This window comes from Martinezella sp. CNPSo 3964 (assembly GCF_057784375.1).
This window is the reverse complement of record NZ_JBXSOW010000001.1, coordinates 1,275,408-1,293,339: the sequence shown is the minus strand read 5'-3', so window position 1 is coordinate 1,293,339 and position 17,932 is coordinate 1,275,408. Positions and strand designations below refer to the sequence as shown.

The 17,932-nt window shown below is 61.5% G+C and carries 12 protein-coding genes; 9 read left to right on the top strand and 3 right to left on the bottom strand.

Annotated elements, in window-relative coordinates:
• Positions 1–61 precede the first annotated feature (61 nt).
• Genes AC13Q5_RS06335 through AC13Q5_RS06325 form a run of 3 tightly spaced genes read left to right on the top strand, consistent with a single transcriptional unit; the run spans position 62 to position 2,937 of the window.
• Positions 62–1,204 (top strand): ABC transporter ATP-binding protein, encoded by a 1,143-nt coding sequence (locus AC13Q5_RS06335; RefSeq protein ID WP_075855718.1) that lies wholly within the window; start codon positions 62–64, stop codon positions 1,202–1,204.
• Positions 1,205–1,206: 2 nt separating this feature from the next.
• Complete coding sequence (locus AC13Q5_RS06330) at positions 1,207–2,118, top strand: ABC transporter permease subunit (protein WP_075855717.1); 912 nt, start codon at positions 1,207–1,209, stop codon at positions 2,116–2,118.
• 3 nt (positions 2,119–2,121) lie between these two features.
• On the top strand, positions 2,122–2,937 hold the full coding sequence (locus AC13Q5_RS06325) for an ABC transporter permease subunit (protein ID WP_075855716.1): 816 nt from the start codon (positions 2,122–2,124) through the stop codon (positions 2,935–2,937).
• A 33-nt stretch (positions 2,938–2,970) separates the two neighbouring features.
• On the opposite strand, the gene AC13Q5_RS06320 is transcribed toward AC13Q5_RS06325, so the two are convergent.
• Complete coding sequence (locus tag AC13Q5_RS06320; RefSeq protein ID WP_075855753.1) at positions 2,971–4,866, bottom strand: AsmA family protein; 1,896 nt, start codon at positions 4,864–4,866, stop codon at positions 2,971–2,973.
• A gap of 166 nt (positions 4,867–5,032) precedes the next feature.
• Between AC13Q5_RS06320 and AC13Q5_RS06315 the strand changes: the two genes are divergently transcribed.
• The 4 genes from AC13Q5_RS06315 to chrA all read left to right on the top strand — a co-directional run bounded on the left by AC13Q5_RS06315 (position 5,033) and on the right by chrA (position 11,738).
• A complete protein-coding gene (locus tag AC13Q5_RS06315) occupies positions 5,033–6,985 on the top strand; it encodes an acetoacetate--CoA ligase (protein WP_488501122.1) in 1,953 nt (650 codons plus the stop codon).
• A gap of 356 nt (positions 6,986–7,341) precedes the next feature.
• On the top strand, positions 7,342–9,264 hold the full coding sequence (locus tag AC13Q5_RS06310) for a DEAD/DEAH box helicase (RefSeq protein ID WP_488501176.1): 1,923 nt from the start codon (positions 7,342–7,344) through the stop codon (positions 9,262–9,264).
• 251 nt (positions 9,265–9,515) lie between these two features.
• Positions 9,516–10,328 carry a chromate resistance protein ChrB domain-containing protein gene (locus AC13Q5_RS06305; protein WP_488501121.1) on the top strand — a complete coding sequence of 271 codons (813 nt, stop codon included), beginning with the start codon at positions 9,516–9,518 and terminating at the stop codon, positions 10,326–10,328.
• Positions 10,329–10,334: 6 nt separating this feature from the next.
• Complete coding sequence (gene chrA / locus AC13Q5_RS06300; protein WP_488501120.1) at positions 10,335–11,738, top strand: chromate efflux transporter; 1,404 nt, start codon at positions 10,335–10,337, stop codon at positions 11,736–11,738.
• A 17-nt stretch (positions 11,739–11,755) separates the two neighbouring features.
• On the opposite strand, the gene AC13Q5_RS06295 is transcribed toward chrA, so the two are convergent.
• The gene (locus AC13Q5_RS06295; RefSeq protein ID WP_075855712.1) at positions 11,756–12,652 is read right to left on the bottom strand and encodes a DMT family transporter; all 897 of its coding nucleotides are present in this window, start codon (positions 12,650–12,652) and stop codon (positions 11,756–11,758) included.
• 175 nt (positions 12,653–12,827) lie between these two features.
• Here AC13Q5_RS06295 and AC13Q5_RS06290 point away from each other — a divergent pair, with 175 nt between their 5' ends.
• Both AC13Q5_RS06290 and AC13Q5_RS06285 read left to right on the top strand, forming a co-directional pair.
• The gene (locus tag AC13Q5_RS06290) at positions 12,828–13,718 is read left to right on the top strand and encodes a LysR family transcriptional regulator (RefSeq protein WP_457877696.1); all 891 of its coding nucleotides are present in this window, start codon (positions 12,828–12,830) and stop codon (positions 13,716–13,718) included.
• A 117-nt stretch (positions 13,719–13,835) separates the two neighbouring features.
• The gene (locus AC13Q5_RS06285; RefSeq protein WP_488501119.1) at positions 13,836–14,234 is read left to right on the top strand and encodes a GFA family protein; all 399 of its coding nucleotides are present in this window, start codon (positions 13,836–13,838) and stop codon (positions 14,232–14,234) included.
• Between the two features lie 18 nt (positions 14,235–14,252).
• Here the strand turns inward: AC13Q5_RS06285 and AC13Q5_RS06280 are convergent, their stop codons facing one another.
• The gene (locus AC13Q5_RS06280) at positions 14,253–17,927 is read right to left on the bottom strand and encodes an ATP-binding protein (protein ID WP_488501118.1); all 3,675 of its coding nucleotides are present in this window, start codon (positions 17,925–17,927) and stop codon (positions 14,253–14,255) included.
• Between the last annotated feature and the right edge of the window lie 5 nt (positions 17,928–17,932).

Below are 17,932 nucleotides of genomic sequence, written 5' to 3'. Positions count from 1 at the left end.
CCGTGGGGAATGCGGAAATGCTTTCGGAAAGCCCATTCGGGCGTCCATTTGGGGATAGATAATGAAGTCACTCGGTAATATCCGGCGTTCCTTTGCTCCTTGGACCGATCCTTCGGCCAAGCCTTACATTTCCTTCAAGAATGTGACGAAGAAGTTCGGTGATTTTACCGCCGTCGACGACCTCTCCCTGAATATCTACAACCGCGAATTCTTTGCCCTTCTCGGCGCATCGGGCTGTGGCAAGTCCACGCTTTTGCGCATGCTCGCAGGCTTTGAACAGCCGACGACCGGCGAGATCGTGCTCGATGGCCAGGATCTTGCCGGCACGCCGCCCTATCGCCGCCCCGTCAATATGATGTTCCAGTCCTATGCGCTGTTTCCACATATGTCGGTGGAGAAGAACATAGCCTTCGGCCTGCGCCAGGACGGCATGCCGAAGGCCGAGATCGACGATCGCGTCGGGCAGATGCTGAAGCTCGTGAAGCTCGAACAGTTTGCCAAGCGCAAGCCCAACCAGCTTTCCGGCGGCCAGCGTCAGCGCGTGGCGCTCGCCCGCTCGCTTGCCAAGCGCCCGAAGGTGCTGCTGCTCGACGAACCCCTTGGCGCGCTCGACAAGAAGCTGCGCGAAGAGACGCAGTTCGAACTCATGGATCTGCAGCAAAGCCTGGGGCTGACCTTCGTCGTCGTGACCCACGACCAGGAAGAGGCGATGACCATGGCCGACCGTATCGCGGTCATGAGCCACGGCAAGGTGGTGCAGGTGGCAACGCCGGCCGAGATCTACGAGGCGCCCAACTGCCGCTTCGTTGCCGACTTTATCGGCGATGTGAACATCCTCGACGGCAATGTGACGTCGGCGCAATCGGGCATTGTCGAGATATCGGTCGATGCCGGCTTCACGGTGCGTTCCGCTTCCGGCGAGACGCCGTCGGCGGGAAGCCGCGCCAGCCTCGCCATCCGTCCGGAGAAGCTCAGGGTATCGCCGCGCCCGCCGGCCAATGCCTCGGTCAATGCCGCCGAAGGCGAAATATGGGATATTGCCTATCTCGGCGACATGACCGTCTTCCATGTCAAACTGAAGAGCGGGCAGGTGGTCAAGGCATCGTCGCTGAATGCGGTTCGCGCCGTGGAAGAGCCCTTCGCCTACGACCAGGACGTCTGGGTCTCCTTCGACGAAAATGCCGGCGTCTTGCTGAAGGATTGACCATGAGAGCGCTCGGTTCCTCTATCTATCAGCGCCTCGTCATCATCGTTCCCTATGCCTGGTTGCTGCTCTTCTTTCTCGCGCCCTTCCTCATCGTCTTCCGCATTTCTCTGTCGACGAAGGCGTTGTCGGTGCCCCCCTATGACCCGTCCTTTGCCTGGAGCGACAGCTTCGGCGACTGGTGGGACAAACTGCAGACCATGTCGTTCGACAACTACGTATGGCTGACCGGCGACCCCCTTTACATGAACGCCTATATCGAGAGCCTGCAGATCGCCGGCATCTCGACGCTTCTGACGCTTATCATCGCCTATCCGATCGCCTACGGCATGGCGCAGGCGCCGCGCACGATTCGGCCGACGCTTCTGATGCTGGTCATCCTGCCCTTCTGGACGAGCTTTCTGATTCGCGTCTATTCCTGGATGTCGATCCTGAGCACGACGGGCCTCCTGAACCAGCTGCTGATGGGGCTCGGCATCATCCACGAGCCGCTCGTCATCCTGAACACCAATACCGCCGTCTATATCGGCATGGTCTATTCCTACCTGCCTTTCATGGTGCTGCCGCTTTATTCGTCGCTGGAAAAGATGGACGGCACGCTGATCGAGGCGGCGCAGGATCTCGGCTGTACGCCGATCGGCGCCTTTTGGCGCGTCACCTTTCCGCTCTCGATTCCCGGCATCGTCGCCGGCTGCATGCTGGTCTTCATCCCGGCCGTCGGCGAATTCGTCATCCCCGATCTGCTCGGCGGGTCGCAAACCCTGATGATCGGCAAGGTGCTCTGGACGGAATTCTACAGCAATACCGACTGGCCGCTGGCCTCGGCGGTGGCGACCATCCTGCTTCTTGTTCTCGTGGTCCCGATCGTCTTTTTCCAGCATTTCCAGGCCAAAGCCGATGAGAAGGGGAGATAACCGATGATCCGCTGGTCTCGCTTCAACATCGTCTCCGTCACGCTCGGTCTCGCCTTCCTTTACCTGCCGATCCTGCTGCTGGTGATCTACTCCTTCAACAGCTCGCGCCTCGTCACCGTCTGGGGCGGCTTCTCGACGCAATGGTACGTGCATCTCTTCAGCAACGACACCATGCTGAACGCCGCCTGGCTGACCGTGCGCATCGCGCTGCTCTCGGCGACGATCGCCACCGTGCTCGGCACCTTCGCGGCAATCACGCTGGTTCGCTATACGCGCTTCCGCGGCCGCATCCTGTTTTCGGGCATGATCTATGCGCCACTCGTCATGCCTGACGTCATCACCGGTCTGTCGCTGCTGCTGCTCTTCGTCACCTCAGGCGTCGACCGCGGGTTCTGGACCATCGTCATGGCGCATACCACGCTGACCATGTGCTTCGTCGCCGTCGTCGTGCAATCCCGCCTCTTGACCTTCGATCGCTCGATCGAGGAGGCGGCCATGGATCTCGGAGCGCCGCCGGTGCGCACCTTCTTCGAGGTGACGCTGCCGATCATCGCGCCAGCCGTCTTTTCCGGTTGGGTGCTCGCACTCACCTTGTCGCTCGATGATCTGGTGATTGCGACCTTCGCCTCGGGCGCCGGCGCCAAGACGTTGCCGATGCTGATCTACAGCCAGGTGAAGCTCGGCGTTACGCCGGAAATCAATGCCATCTGCACGATCCTGATCGGCGTGGTCGCCGTCGGCGTCATCTGCGCGTCCATCGTGACGAAGCGTCGCGAGGTCCAGCGGCAGAGGGACGAGCAGGCGGCAGCCGCAGCTTGAAGCGCTGCGGCTGAACGGCGGTTCCCGGAAGAACTATGGCTGCTGTATCGGTTTTTGCAGAAGTGTTGCGACCGGCGAAATTACCGGATTGGGCCAGCTGCCGCCGATGAAGAAGGGCAGCATCGGCAGCTCATCGGCGTCGGAGGGTGAGGTCGCCTCGATCGCGCCGGAGAGGGCCAGTCCGTTGGTGCGGAATGGAACGACCCCGTTGAAGCTGATCGTTTCGTTGCGTCCCGCAATGGCCGCGTTCTGTACCTCGGCGGAGCCTTTCGCAAAACTTGCATCCACATTGATGCTGTCGAAGTCGAAAGAAGAATCGGCGATGTCGCTCATCCGGAAGAAGGCCTTCTCGGTGGCGAGCGTCCGGAAGGTCGAGATATCGAATTGACGAAACGACCCCGCCGACGAGGTGAAGTGCAGCGTGCCGGCAACGTCGCTGAGCGTGGCAACCCAGATCGGCTTCGAGGTGCTGAGCGAAAGATCCAGCGACGCCGATGAGGGCATCGGCAGCGGGCCTATCAGCTTTAGGCGTGTGAAGAGGCCGCCGAAATCGGCGTTGCGGATCGATATCTGCAATTTGCCGCCGCCGTCGAAGTCGCCCGGTGCGACCTCCAGATGCGCGGTCAGCGAACCGTTTTCGAAGCTGCTGTCGCCTATGTCGAACTTCGCCTTGCCGCCGGCCACGAGAAGGCTGGCGCCGATATTCTCGAACTGGAAGGGACCGAGAGCCGCCTTGTTCGACGAGAGCCGCATATCGAGGTCGAGCCGCTGCAGCGGATTGCCGTTCAATAGCGCATCGATGGCGGTTTCGGCCGCCAGACGCATGGAGAAGGCGGCCAGGAACGGATTGAGGTTCATCTGGTCGAAGGCAAGCGTACCGGAAATCTTCGGTTTGCCAGCTTTCGTATAGTTCAGGTCCATGATGCCGGAAGCTGCGGAATCATTGATCTTGAAGCTGAGATTGTTGAAGCGCAGGCCATTGTCGATTGCTGCGATATTGGCGCTCAGCGAGATATTCTTGAGGGCATCGGCGGCCGGCAGGCGCTGCCCGCTCCAGGCGATGAAGGAAGGCACGTTCGGCACGCTCAGATCCAGATTGCCCGAAAGTGCCGAAAAATCCGATATGCTGGTGATGCCTGTGTAGGTCCAGTTGATCAGCGGCGAAACGAAGCTGGTCGTGGTGTTTACATTCTTGCCGGCGAAGAAGAGCAGGGGCTGCGCCGAGTCGAAATTCAGCTTGATGTCCTGGTCGTTGAAGCGGGCAAGAATGACGGCGCTCAGCGACTGGGAAAGCCGCGGCCAGGCGATGTCGGCATTGACGGCATTCAGCTTGTAGATGCTGCCGCTGCGCTCGTCGGTCATTTCGACGCTTCCGTCCTCGATGGTCAGCATGCCGATGGCGGCATCCTGTTCCTTGCTCATCCGCATGCCCTGACCGGATGAGGTCTCGGCCTGCTCGATCGCCTTGGACAGACGGCCTTCGTTCGTCCAGTCGATCAGGCCGTTCTCGTCGCGGCGGATGTAGAGGATCGGGCGCAGGAAATGGAATTCGTGAAAATGCGCGTGCCCGCGGATCGCCGACCACAGAGAGAAGTCCGCGGAAAGGCTGTCGACATGGCCGAGGACCTTGCCGTTCTTCGACGGTTCGCGGATGGTGACCTGATTGAGCGTCACACGCGGTGTCGGCCAGAATTCGAGCGTCGGGTCGCCCTCGATCTGGGCTCGATATCCAGTCCAGTCCGACAGCGCCTTCTCGATGCCGGAGCGCACCAGGCCGCTGGAAATCAGGAAAGGCGCGGTCGCTCTGAAGACAGCGAACACGATGAGGATCGTGAGAAGAATGATGCCGGTCGTGCGAGCAACGGCAGGCAGCCAGCGCGAGGCCGAACGCATCGTCAACCGCCACTTATTGTTTTTCGAAGCTCTCATGATCCCGTGGAGACTCTTGAACTGATAGGGATAATCTGCCTGAGTTTGCCGGATATAGGAAATGTTTGTCGGATGCAAACGTCACGCACTGGCAATACCCACAACACCGTGATTTTATTAATGCGCTGCAGCATTGCTATATAGTGCGAAAAGCGGGGAGAGAAATATGCAAGATCAGCAGCCGCTCTGGACACCATCGGAAGCATTTCGTCGCCAGAGTCCGATGTTCGCTTTCATGCAGGAATGCAACCGCCGTTTCGGCCTCCCGCTGTCCGACTTTGCCGGCCTCCACGCCTGGTCCATCGCCGACCGCGAAAACTTCTGGTCGGCAGTCTGGGATTTCTGCGATGTAAAGGGCAAGCGCGGTGAACGGGCGCTGATCCATGGCGATGTCATGCTGGATGCCCGCTTCTTTCCCGATGCCGAGCTGAACTTCGCCGAAAACCTGCTCTCGCGGAGCGGCGAGGGCGATGCCTTGGTGTTCTGGGGCGAAGACAAGGTGCGCGATCGCTGGTCATGGGACCGGCTGGCCGCGATGGTCTCGCGGCTGCAGCAGGCCTACCGCGCCGAAGGCATCGGCAAAGGAGACCGCGTGGCGGCGATGATGCCGAACATGCCCGAAACCATCGCCTGCATGCTTGCCGCAGCGTCGCTCGGCGCGATCTGGTCTTCATGCTCTCCGGATTTCGGCGAGCAGGGCGTCATGGATCGCTTCGGCCAGATCGAGCCGAAACTCTTCATCGTCTGCAGCGGCTATTGGTATGGCGGCAAGCTACAGGATATCACCGCGAAAGTCAGCGCAATCGCCGAGCGCCTGAAAGCGCCTACCATCATCGTGCCCTATGCCGGCAATGCCGAGGCGGTCGTGGCGGCAACGCCGGGCGCGCGAACCCTCAATGATCTGGTCGCACCCTTCGGGGCGAAAGCGGTCGAGTTCGAGCCTGTCTCCTTCTCCCATCCGCTGTTCATCCTGTTTTCCTCCGGCACCACGGGCGTCCCGAAATGCATCGTGCATTCCACTGGCGGAGCGCTGCTGCAGCTCATCAAGGAGCATCGCCTCCATTGCGGCGTCGTGCCCGGCGAGAAGGTCTTCTACTTCACCACCTGCGGCTGGATGATGTGGAACTGGCTGGTGACCGGCCTTGCCGCCGGCGCAACGCTTTGCCTCTACGACGGATCGCCTTTCGCTCCCGACGGCAACATCCTGTTCGACTATGCCCAGGAAGAGAAATTCGCGCTGTTCGGCACTTCGGCCAAATATATCGATGCCGTCCACAAGAGCGGCCTGACGCCGAAGACCTCGCATGATCTTTCGAGCCTGCGGCTGATGACCTCGACCGGTTCTCCGCTGTCGCCCGAGGGCTTCACCTTCGTTTACGAGGGTATCAAGGATGATATTCAGCTCGCTTCGATCTCCGGGGGTACCGATATCGTTTCGTGCTTCGTGCTCGGCAATCCTCTGCAGCCGGTGTGGCGCGGCGAGATCCAGGGGGCTGGCCTCGGCCTTGCCGTCGACGTCTGGAACGACGAGGGCAAGCCGGTGCGCGGTGAAAAAGGCGAGCTCGTTTGCACCAAGGCGTTTCCCTCCATGCCGGTCATGTTCTGGAACGATCCGGAGCGCGCCAAATATCGCGCCGCCTATTTCGAGCGCTTCGACAATATCTGGTGCCATGGAGACTTCGCCGAATGGACCGAGCATGGCGGCCTCGTCATTCACGGCCGCTCCGACGCGACGCTCAATCCCGGCGGCGTACGCATCGGCACGGCTGAGATCTACAATCAGGTCGAGCAGATCCCTGAGGTTCTGGAGGCGCTCTGCATCGGTCAGGATTGGGACGATGATGTCCGCGTCGTACTCTTCGTTCGCCTTGCCGCCGGTGTCTCCTTGACCGAGGATCTGGTCAAGGTAATGAAGACCCGCATCCGTACTGGTGCCTCGCCGCGCCATGTGCCGGCCAAGATCATCGCCGTTGCCGATATCCCCCGCACGAAATCCGGCAAGATCGTCGAGCTTGCGGTGCGCGAGGTGGTGCACGGCCGCCCGGTCAAGAACAAGGAAGCGCTCGCCAATCCGGAGGCGCTCAATCTCTTTGCAGGGCTGGAAGAGCTGAAAAGTTAAGGTGAGCCTTAAAACTGAGGGGCAAACGATGACCCTCCTTTGGTAACCCCGCGTTAAGAAAGCTTGGTCAAAGGTAAAGGCTAACTTGAGACCGTTCGCATGAGCTAGGAGCGGATTGGAGCCGCCCTTGGCTCCCGAGACATGAAGTTCACCGACTCGAGCTTGCTTTCGACAGCATAAACTTCAAAGGCAGCGCGGTTCGCTGCCTTTTTTTCGTTTCGTCCCGCGTGAAGGTGCGTCCGCTCTGTACATTGCCGCATTGAGCAAGTATGTGCACGCCTGAAGAAGAGGTTCGCGACGTGCGAACCACGATGATCGCCGCCTGCTGGCGCGCGAAGAATTCCGAAAGACAGATGATGACTGATTTCGAAGGCATCGCTCCTGCGATTGCCCAGGCTTTGGCGAAGCGCGGTTACGAAACGCTGACGCCGGTGCAGAAGGCCATGCTCGATCCGGGCCTCGCCGGCAAGGATGCGCTTGTCTCGGCCCAGACCGGCTCGGGCAAGACGGTTGCCTTCGGCCTGGCGCTGGCGCCAGGCCTGCTCGATGGCTCGGAGCGTTTCGGCCCGGCCGAAGCGCCGCTGGCACTGGCGATCGCCCCGACGCGCGAACTGGCGCTGCAGGTGCAGCGCGAGCTGGAATGGCTCTATGCGCTGACGGGCGCGACGATTGCCTCCTGTGTCGGCGGTATGGACATGCGCACGGAGCGACGCACCCTGGAGCGCGGCGCCCATATCGTCGTCGGCACGCCGGGCCGTCTCTGCGATCACATCCGCCGCAACTCGCTCGATATTTCCGAGCTTCGGGCCGTCGTCCTCGATGAGGCCGACGAAATGCTCGATCTCGGCTTCCGCGAGGATCTCGAGTTTATTCTGGAATCCGCACCTTCCGAGCGCCGTACCCTGATGTTTTCGGCGACCGTGCCGCGCTCGATCGCCAAGCTTGCGGAAAACTACCAGCGCGATGCCGTCCGTATCGCCACCGCTTCCGAAACCAAGCAGCATGTCGATATCGATTATCGCGCGCTGACCGTGGTGCCGAGCGACAGGGAAAACGCCATCATCAACGTGCTGCGCTACTATGAAGCGCGCAACGCCATCGTCTTCTGCTCGACGCGCGCTGCCGTCAATCATCTGACGGCGCGGTTCAACAATCGTGGCTTTTCGGTCGTCGCTCTCTCGGGCGAACTCAGCCAGAATGAGCGTACGCACGCCCTGCAGGCCATGCGCGACGGCCGCGCCCGCGTCTGCATCGCAACCGACGTCGCCGCCCGCGGTATCGACCTGCCGGGCCTGGAACTGGTCGTTCACGCCGATCTGCCGACCAATCCGGAAACGCTGCTGCACCGCAGCGGCCGCACGGGCCGCGCCGGCAACAAGGGCGTCAGCGCCATGATCGTGCCGCTCAGCGCCCGCCGTCGCACCGAGCGCCTGCTGGAAGCCGCCCGGATCCGTGCCACTTGGGCAAAGCCGCCTTCCGCTGAGGAAGTGAGCCAGCGTGACGACGAGCGTCTTCTCGCCGATCCGGTCTTTGCCGGTCCGCTTGGCGAAGACGAACAGTCGATCGTCCGGCAGTTGCTGGAGCGCCATGGTGCCGAGCAGGTCGCCGCCGCATTCCTGCGGCAATACCGCGCCGGCCATTCCGCGCCCGAGGAATTGCAGGACGTCCCGGCCGAAGGTGAGCGCAGAAAACCTCGTCGTGACGATTTCCCGGTTACTCCCCGCGACGACGGCCCTTCCGCGGGACGAAACGACTTTACCGACGGCATCTGGGTATCGCTCTCCGTGGGGCGCAAGCAGAATGCCGAGCCGCGCTGGCTGATCCCCATGCTCTGCCGCAACGGCAACCTGACCAAGCGCGATATCGGCGCGATCAAGATGCAGCCCGAGGAAACCTTCGTCGAGCTTGCGCCTGATAGTGCCGAGCGCTTCCTCACGGCCATCGGCCCCGACAAGACCCTTGAGCGCGGCATCCGCGTCAAGCAGCTCGCCGGCATGCCGGATTTCCAGGCCAAGCGGGAAGGCGGCTTCGCAAAGAAAAAACCCTTCGCCGACAAGGGACCTCGTTCGAACGACGGCCAAAAGCCCAAATGGAAATCCGATCGCAAGCCCGAACGGACGCATGCGGGCGAGGGCAGCGTTTCCGAGCGGCCCGACAAAAAGCCCTGGGCAAAAAAGCCTGGTAAGCCGAGCTTCGCCAAGAATGACAGCGGCCCGCCGAAGGGCGGAAAGCCGAATTCCAGGGCGGCCCGCAAGGCTGGGAAGGCGCGGGGCGAGTGAACTTAATCGCCGCGCTTAAGGTTAGCGCGGCGAGCCCGTCGTTGTCGCAGGACTTCGCAGCACCGCGACGTCGCGGGCAATCCGTGAGTGGACTGAGGGCGTTGAGAAAATGTCTGCCTGGTGCCACAAGCGTTATTCAGCTTGACATTTGGATCACGTCAAGCAGATGATTATTCATGGGGTTGCGATCACCCCACGAGGCTACGGCCGAAGAATCGCGTCCTTGAACCCGAGCCAACGGAGGACGCGCCATGCCGTCATTTCTGGAAATCACACCCGACAAGCTGAATCGCATTATAGGCACGCCCAATTTGCCGACGATTATCGACGTTCGCAATGAAGAGGACTTCGCCGCCGATCCCCGTCTTATTCCCGGCTCGGTCCGCCGCGACTACCGAACGGTAACCGACTGGGCGAATGAATTGGCTGGGCCAGCCATCGTTCTCTGCCAGAAAGGACAGAAACTCGGTCACGGAGTTGCTGCCCATCTGCGTGTCTTGGGAAAGGAGGCGGAGGTCCTTGAAGGCGGATTCGAAGCATGGCGAAGCGCGAAGTACATGCTGGTCGCCGAGGAAAAGCTGCCTTCCAGAGATGCCAAGGGCCGGACCGTGTGGGTAACGAGGGCGCGGCCGAAGATCGATCGCATCGCTTGCCCATGGCTGATCCGGCGCTTCATCGATCCGTCAGCGATCTTCCTGTTCGTTCCGGCAACCGAAGTGTCGGCCGTCGCCGATCGCTTCAAGGCGACGCCATTCGACATCGAGGATGTCTTCTGGAGCCATCGTGGCGAGCTATGCACCTTCGATGTCATGGTTGAGGAGCTCGGTCTCGGCAGCGAGCCTCTCCTTCATCTTGCAACCATTGTTCGGGGCGCCGATACCGCCCGGCCCGACCTTGCACCTGAAGTCTCCGGGCTGCTCGCGGCGTCGCTCGGGCTTTCGCGGATGTTCAATGACGATCTGCAGCAATTGGAAGCCGGCATGACGCTCTATGATGCCTTCTATCGTTGGTGTCGTGACGCGACGGAAGAAACGCACAACTGGCCGAACCCGAGGAAGGTGTGAGAAACTATGACCGACCTCGTCAAGAACGCGGCCGCGCGATCAAGCACGCCTGATCGGGACGTTGTTCCCCTCCGTGAGGCGATCAAGGTCTGGACCCGCGTTGCCGCCTTGAGCTTCGGCGGACCGGCTGGGCAGATCGCCGTCATGCACCGTATCGTCGTCGATGAAAAGAAATGGGTGGGAGAGCACAGGTTCCTCCATGCGCTCAACTACTGCATGCTGTTGCCGGGTCCGGAGGCGCATCAGCTTGCCATCTATATCGGCTGGCTGCTGAACGGGACGCTGGGCGGCATGATCGCAGGCATTCTTTTCGTCCTGCCGGGCTTTCTGGCAATCCTCGCGCTCAGTTATGTCTACGTTCTGTTCGGGAGCCTGACCTTTGTCGAAGGGATGTTTTTCGGGCTCAAATGCGCCGTACTGGCGGTCGTAATCCAGGCCGTCTTCCGCGTCGGCAGCCGAGCCCTCAAAAACAAGGCCATGGTTGCATTGGCCGCGGCTGCTTTCGTGGCGATCTTCTTCCTGCACGTTCCGTTTCCGATCATTATCGTTGGGGCCGGACTTATCGGCTACCTCGCCTCTCGCGGAGGGGTCGCTGCCTTCAAGATAGGTGGCGGACACAAATCGGGCTCCGGAACGATTTTGGAGGATAGGGACTCCGTTCTTGGCGAGGAGATCCCTTTGCACGCTCGACCGAATCTCGCTTGGTCTCTGAAGACGTCAGGTGCCTTAGCGGCCGCGTGGCTCATTCCGGTTGCGGCCCTCCTGATTACGCTCGGTCCCGATAACGTCTTTTCCAAAATCGGGATATTCTTCAGCGAGATGGCAATCGTGACTTTTGGGGGCGCCTATGCCGTGCTGGCATATGTGGCGCAGCAGGCCGTACAGCAGTTGGGCTGGCTGCGGCCTGGCGAGATGCTGGACGGTCTGGGTATGGCGGAAACGACCCCTGGGCCACTGATCATGGTCACGCAGTTCGTCGGGTTCCTCGCGGGCTATCGCAATCCCGGTACCCTCGGGCCTCTTGCGGCAGCAACCTTCGCTGCCGTGCTGACAACATGGGTCACGTTCCTGCCAAGCTTCCTTTGGATTTTCGCAGGCGCGCCGTTTATCGAGAAGATGCGCGGCAATGTCGCGCTGACCGGAGCCATGTCGGCGATAACGGCGGCTGTGGTGGGTGTCATCCTCAATCTCGCGATTTGGTTCGGGCTCCATGCGCTGTTCGGCAAGACTACAAGCTTCACCTATGGTTCCTGGACGATGGACGTGCCCGTCTTGACCTCGCTTTCATCGCCCTCGTTGGTGTTGACCTTGCTTGCCGCCATCGCGATCTTTCGCCTGAAGATGTCGGTGATCTCGACCTTATTGGCGTCCGCCGCTTTGGGCGTTGGCTGGACCGTCTTCGTTTCGTAACGGAAGGCATCCGCCCCTCATCTGCGGGATGTCAGCCAAACTCCTACCAGCGTCACCGCCAATCCCGCGAACATTGCCGTTGTCAGCGGTTCGGAAAACAAGGCCCAGGCCCACAGCATGGTCACGGGCGGGCTGAGATAGATGGCCGCGCTGACCTGCGCGACAGGAAAGAGGCGCAGGCTGGTGTAATAGACCGAATAGGCGGCGAAGGTCGCGATCAGCACCAGCCATATCATGCCGATCGCAAAGCCGCGGGTCAGAGGCGGTGCGATGTCGCCCTGCATCATCGCGCAGATGCCGAAGAGCACCGAGGCTGTCAGCGTATGGATGCAGAGGCTTTGGTGAACGGGCAAATGCCCCGTGCGCCGCCGCTTGTGCAGCACCGATGCGAAGGCAAAGACGAGCATCGAGCCGACGGTCAATCCATAGGCCCAGATGGGAGCTGCGCCGAAGCTGAGGCTATCGATCGATACGATCAGCACGCCTGCGACTGCGATCGCCGTTCCCAGCCATTGGCGTCCAGTCAGCCGCTCCCCGAGGACCGGTTGGGAGAGAGCTGCAATCGCCAGCGGCAAGAGGTCCGAGATCAGCGCCACCAGCCCCGTCGGCACCCGCTGCTCGATCGCGAGTGCGAATCCGCCGAGATAGAGGAAGACCGACATCACGCCGAACAGCATCTGTTCGGCTATCGCGCGCGGCCGCAGCCGTGGCCCGATCGAAAGCGCAAAGGGCAGCAGAATCAAACCGGATAGAAGCGTGCGCCAGAACAGCACCAGCATGACGCTGGCCTCCTGGCTGGCATAGCGAATGCCGATGAAACCGGAACTCCAGCTGACGATCAGGAGCGCGGCCATTAGCGGCCAAAGAAAGCGGCGTTCGTTCGGCGCGGTCCGGGATAGGCTTTGGTCTGTCATCAGACTCTCGATTACATGTCCGTCTCGGTTCAGCCATAGGCGAGTATCGGCTTGATGACACATGACAAATATCGATCAAGGCATGACATTTCAGTCTAAAAACTCATGAATATTTGCTTAACGCTGCCGGAATATGCATTCTCTCCGCCGAACTATAATCTGGAGCGAGTTTGCCATGACCGAATTGACAAGCCGCCGCTTGGAAATCGATGCTCTGCGTGCGCTGTGGGCGATCCGTCACCACGGCGGTATCACCCGCGCCGCCGAGGCGCTGGGCCTGTCGCAATCCGCCGTCAGCCACAAGATCAAGCGGCTTGAGACCAGCCTCGATTGCGATCTCCTGAGTCGCAAGCCCGGAGCGTCGATGTTCACCGCAGCCGGCGAGGATCTGCTTGACTATGCCGGGCGCATCCTCGGCCTGCATGACGAGGCGCTGCTGAGCCTCTCGAAGACATCGCTTGCCGGTCGTGTCGCTCTCGGCCTGACCGAGGATACGACCTGCACCGACCTTGCCCGCATCTTGGGGCGGTTCCGCCGCCTGCATCCGAATGTCTCCGTGCGCACCAAGGTACGCATGAGCCTCACCCTTCGGGCAATGCTGGAACGAGGGGAGCTTGACGCCGCCATTATCCAGGTCTTCGCCCATGAGGTCCGCCCGACCGATGTCGTTCTCTTTCGCGAACAGCTGCATTGGGTCAAGCATCCGGACCTGACTCTGTCGCCGGGCGGCCCGGTCCCCTTCCTCTCTTTCGATGATGAATGCTTCTATCGCCGATGGGCGCTGGATATCGGGCAGGATGGCGGCGTGGTTCTGGAAACCGTCTTCGAATGTGCGAGCGCGGCGGGCATCATCGCGGCCGTGAACTCGGGCTTGGGCGTGGCGTTGCTGAACGGCCGCCACTTGCAGCCCGATATGGAGATCGTCACCAACGGTCTGCCGGCGCCACCTAATTTGGCCTATGTGGTGCGTCGCGGACGCAAGGTGAGAAATCCCGCGCTCGATACCCTCGTTGCAGAGATCGAGAGCGAAGTCAGTCGTTACGGAGGGCTGGCTCTCGCAAGCTGAACGAAGCTGCCGATGAGCGTTCTTTCCATGAGCGATCTCTAACACGGAGATTTGCACGCGTTGCGTGACTGGGGCAGAATGCTCACGTCGGACAGGCAGCGGAATGGAGTGGCGCTCATGCTGATCGGCTCATGTCATTGCGGCAAGACGGGCTGGACGCTCAAAGGCGACCCAGGCTCGATCACGGCATGCAATTGCACCCTCTGCCGGCGCTACGGCGCGCTATGGACATATGATTACGAAGGAGAGCGGGTCTCCGTGACCGGACCGACGGCTTCCTATGCCCGCGCGGAAAAGCAGCCGTCCCTCGAAATATTGTTCTGCTCATCCTGCGCCAATGTCTTGAGCTGGCGCGGCCTGCGGCTTCAGAAGGATGGCCGCCGTCGCATGGCCGTCAACCTGCGGCTGGCACCGCCGGATCTCGTCGCCGACCTGCCCATCGATCATTTCGACGGCCTGGACACATTCGAAGACCTGCCTTCCGACGGGCGATGCGTGCGCGATCTCTGGTTTTGACGGCGAGCCAATTGTCTCTCAGTTCGCCAGCACCCTCGGCGAGGGGAAGGTGATCTCGACCAGAGTGCCCTCGTTCGGGGCCGAGTTGATCGAGAAGGTCGCCCTGTTGGCATCGACCATGGCCTTGGTCAGCGGCAGGCCGAGGCCGGTGCCGTCGCCGCGCTTGCGGGCATTCGTCGAGACCTGCCGGAAGGGCTTCATCGCCTGTTCCAGCTCCGAGCGCGTCATGCCGACGCCGGTATCCCTGATGCGCATCACCACGCTGCCATTGCCTTCATAGGCTGTCGACACCACGATCTGGCCGCCCGACGGCGTGAAGCGGATGGCATTGGAGAGGATATTCAGCGCGATCTGCTTGATCGAGCGCAGGTCGGCGACGACATTTGGCACCGCTTGCGACAGCGCCGTGCGAATGATGACGCGCTGGCTGTTGGCCTGCGGCTGCACCAGCGACACGGCTTCGGTGATCGCTTCATTGAGGCCGACCGAGGCGAAATCCAGGTCCATCTCGCCGGCTTCGATCTTCGAGATGTCGAGGAGATCGTTGACGATATCGAGCACATGGCGGCCGGAGCGGCCGATATCGGTCGCGTATTCGACATAGCGCGAATGGCCGATCGGCCCAAAGCGCTCGCCGGCCATCATGTCGGAAAAGCCGATGATGGCGTTGAGCGGCGTGCGGATTTCATGGCTGACGCGAGCCAGGAAGTCCGTCTTGTGGGCATTGGCGGTTTCGGCGGCGCGCTTGGCGTTGCGCAGCTCTTCCTCGGTTCGCTTCCATTGCGTGATGTCGCGGATGACGGCGCAGTAGCCGTTCGAGGAGTTGAGGCGCCCCATGGTCATGAACAGTGGCACGAAGCCACCGGATGCCTCGCGGCCGATCACTTCGCGGCCGTCATTGAGCACGCTGGCGACACCATGACCGGAAAGGCCGCCGAGATAGTCGAGCACCGCCTTCTGGCTCTCATGGGCAAACAGCATGACGAAGGGTTTGCCGCGGGTTTCCTGGTCGTCATAGTTGAAGAGGGCGCTGGCCGAGCGGTTCATCGAGCGGATCTCGCCATCCTGGCCGATGATGATGACGCCGTCCGTTGCCGTCTCCAGCGTCGAGCGTAGCTCCTCGATCTCCACTTGCAGCTTCGCGACCTTCTCGAGGATGCGCTCGGGGCGGGCTTCTTCAGGAATGGGTTGCGGCGGCGGTGCCGGGGGCTCGCTTCTTTCCACCGGCATCAGCGCCAGCATCAGGGCCGTACCGTCTTCTTCCCAGCGGATCGACTGCAGCCGTGCCGTGACAGGCACCAGCGCATCGTCAGCGCGCACGACCATTATCGTGCCGGGTTGCTCGGTCTTGCTCTCCAGATCATTGCGCTGCAACAGCGCATCCAATCCGCCGACCTGTTCGAGCTCATCGAGGCTGTCATAGCCGGTCAGCCGCAGGAATTCCGGATTGCCGTGGATCAGCCGATCACCGGCATGGATGAGAACGGCGAGCGGCAGCTGGTCGACGATGTCGGACGACAGGCCGGTGCGCATCTTCACGCGCGGCGGAATGGCATTGCTCAGAACATCGAGGGGGTCGAAATCCTCTTCTGGCTCGGCCGATGCCGGCGAAACTTCGGTGGCCGCCTCGTCACCCGTTTTCGGGCCGTTATCATCCGCAGTGTCGACGAGCTTCACGACCGGCGGCGCTACATTCTCTTCTATAGTTGGCGCTGCCGGCGGCTGGTCATCGCCGTGGCCATTTCCATCAGTCGTTTTGGGTGCCTCGGAGAGGATTTCGTCCGCCGCATTCGGTTGTGGAGGGGTATCGGCACCTTCCTCATGCAGCCCATCGTGCGGCTGCTCCGCTGGCGGTTCCGTGCGCTTGCCGAAGGGCTCGAGCTGTCGGGCGATTTCGCGGAAAGCTGCCTGTTCGCTGAGCGAAAGGGCAGCCTGCGTCACCGTCCGGCGCTCGTGCAGACGGACGACCTTGTCCGACTCACGGCGGTTCGGTGTCTCGGAAATCCGCAATGCAGGCGGTTCGTAATGCAGGACCGGCCCGGTTTCTGCGGTATCCCGGGCGGGGCTTTCGATCTCTTCTGTCGCCAATGGAGATTCGACTTCGGGAGCCGGCTGTTCATTCGATGCCGCCTCCGCTTCCACGGCAGGTTCGGCGAAAGCTGCAGCATCGTCGGTCGCTTGTGTGCCGAGCGCCATGCCGCGCTTCATCGGATCTTCGACGGCATCCGCCAGGCGGACAACGCCGAAGCCTCGGAAGCCGTCGAATTCGCGGCTGCGCGTATAGGTCGGCAGGGCGGCAAGGTCGACCGGCACGGTCAGGTTCGTACCTTCCACTGGCCAGTAGATGGTTCGTCCGGACCATGTATCGCGCCGCGCCAATAGTTCCGCGATCTTGCCGTCAGGATCGAGATTGAAACGGCGAGCGACATCGGCAAAAGCGGTGCCGGCAATCTGGGCGGCATGCGGTCCGACCGCATCGGCAAATTCGCGGGAAACCTCGCTGAAATGCCCGGCCGCATCGATCTTCCAGACAAAACGGGTGGCGCGCCCGTTGTGCTTGAAATTGAATCCCTCCGCAGGCGTGTTTTCAATATCGGTATGGGTTTCCGGATCGGTATGGGTTTCTGGCGGAGGCGGTTCTGCCGCCGCCGTCGCCTCTACGCCAGCTTCATCTTCGCTAGCCGTTGTGGCTTCCGGCTGATGCTCATCGACGTGAGCTTCGGTTGCGGCAACCGCGCTGGGCGTGCCATTCGCATCAGCAGTCGCTTCCGTTCCTGATTCGCTTGGGTTTCTGGCGGCCGGGGCCACCACCTGTTGCTCGTCCTCCCGATATTCCGGCGTCTCGTCCAGCTCCTCGATATCGGCCACCGCATCGATGACGTCGCCGAACGGTGCCGCCGGAGCGGTTTGAGGCGCTTCATCGGCGGCCGCTGCCTCAAGTTCCGTGCGAGCTTCCTCCGCCTGTGGCTCCACGTTTGCGGCGGGCCGCTCGTGACCGGCAGGGCCTTCGGTTGGATCGAGGCGGCTCATCACAGCCTCGACCACGAAGAGCAAATGCAGGGCAGGGATTTCTGAGAGCTTGCCGATGGCGGCGGGCAGATAACCATGGGCGGTCGAGATCGGCCGCTTGATCAGCCGATCCGGCTGCGCGCCGGCCATGGTCGTTAACATCCGCGCCGTCTGCGGCGTCACGCCGAGCGTTTGGAAGCCGGCGGACGCGGTGACGATTTCGCCATCGCGGCCGATGACGGCCATATGTGTATCGGGGTCATCGAACCCGCCAATCATGCGCTTGGCGCATTCGGCCGATGAGAGCGGCTTTGAAGAAACCGGAGAGGAAAACAGCACCGCTTCTTCGCCGGCCTGGATGCGAATGAGTTCGACGGCCGCATTGACGACAGCCCGCTGAAAGCCCGAGGCCATGCGGATCAGGAATGTGCGCTGATCGCCGACAGCACCAAGGCCGCGCGCCGTCGCCTCGATCTGGCGGAAAGAGACGTCGCCGGACTTCGGCCCCTGTTCGACAAAATCGTAAATGGCGTCATAGCCAAAGAGGTTGGCGCCGGCGCCGTTGGCCCAGAGCACGCGATCCATGCCGGTCGAAAACATGACCATGGCTTCACCGCGCGCGAAGCGTTCCCGAACGCGCGGATGCACGGCAATGTCAATGAACGGATATTGAATTGCGGGCATTTTCC

Excerpts from the sequence above, each read along its gene's own strand:
- AC13Q5_RS06295 (WP_075855712.1), bottom strand. The coding sequence starts at position 12,652 with ATGACAGACCAAAGCCTATCCCGGACCGCGCCGAACGAACGCCGCTTT.
- AC13Q5_RS06330 (WP_075855717.1), top strand. The coding sequence starts at position 1,207 with ATGAGAGCGCTCGGTTCCTCTATCTATCAGCGCCTCGTCATCATCGTT.
- AC13Q5_RS06315 (WP_488501122.1), top strand. The coding sequence starts at position 5,033 with ATGCAAGATCAGCAGCCGCTCTGGACACCATCGGAAGCATTTCGTCGC.
- AC13Q5_RS06305 (WP_488501121.1), top strand. The coding sequence starts at position 9,516 with ATGCCGTCATTTCTGGAAATCACACCCGACAAGCTGAATCGCATTATA.
- AC13Q5_RS06335 (WP_075855718.1), top strand. The coding sequence starts at position 62 with ATGAAGTCACTCGGTAATATCCGGCGTTCCTTTGCTCCTTGGACCGAT.
- AC13Q5_RS06285 (WP_488501119.1), top strand. The coding sequence starts at position 13,836 with ATGCTGATCGGCTCATGTCATTGCGGCAAGACGGGCTGGACGCTCAAA.
- chrA (WP_488501120.1), top strand. The coding sequence starts at position 10,335 with ATGACCGACCTCGTCAAGAACGCGGCCGCGCGATCAAGCACGCCTGAT.
- AC13Q5_RS06325 (WP_075855716.1), top strand. The coding sequence starts at position 2,122 with ATGATCCGCTGGTCTCGCTTCAACATCGTCTCCGTCACGCTCGGTCTC.
- AC13Q5_RS06280 (WP_488501118.1), bottom strand. The coding sequence starts at position 17,927 with ATGCCCGCAATTCAATATCCGTTCATTGACATTGCCGTGCATCCGCGC.
- AC13Q5_RS06320 (WP_075855753.1), bottom strand. The coding sequence starts at position 4,866 with ATGAGAGCTTCGAAAAACAATAAGTGGCGGTTGACGATGCGTTCGGCC.
- AC13Q5_RS06290 (WP_457877696.1), top strand. The coding sequence starts at position 12,828 with ATGACCGAATTGACAAGCCGCCGCTTGGAAATCGATGCTCTGCGTGCG.
- AC13Q5_RS06310 (WP_488501176.1), top strand. The coding sequence starts at position 7,342 with ATGACTGATTTCGAAGGCATCGCTCCTGCGATTGCCCAGGCTTTGGCG.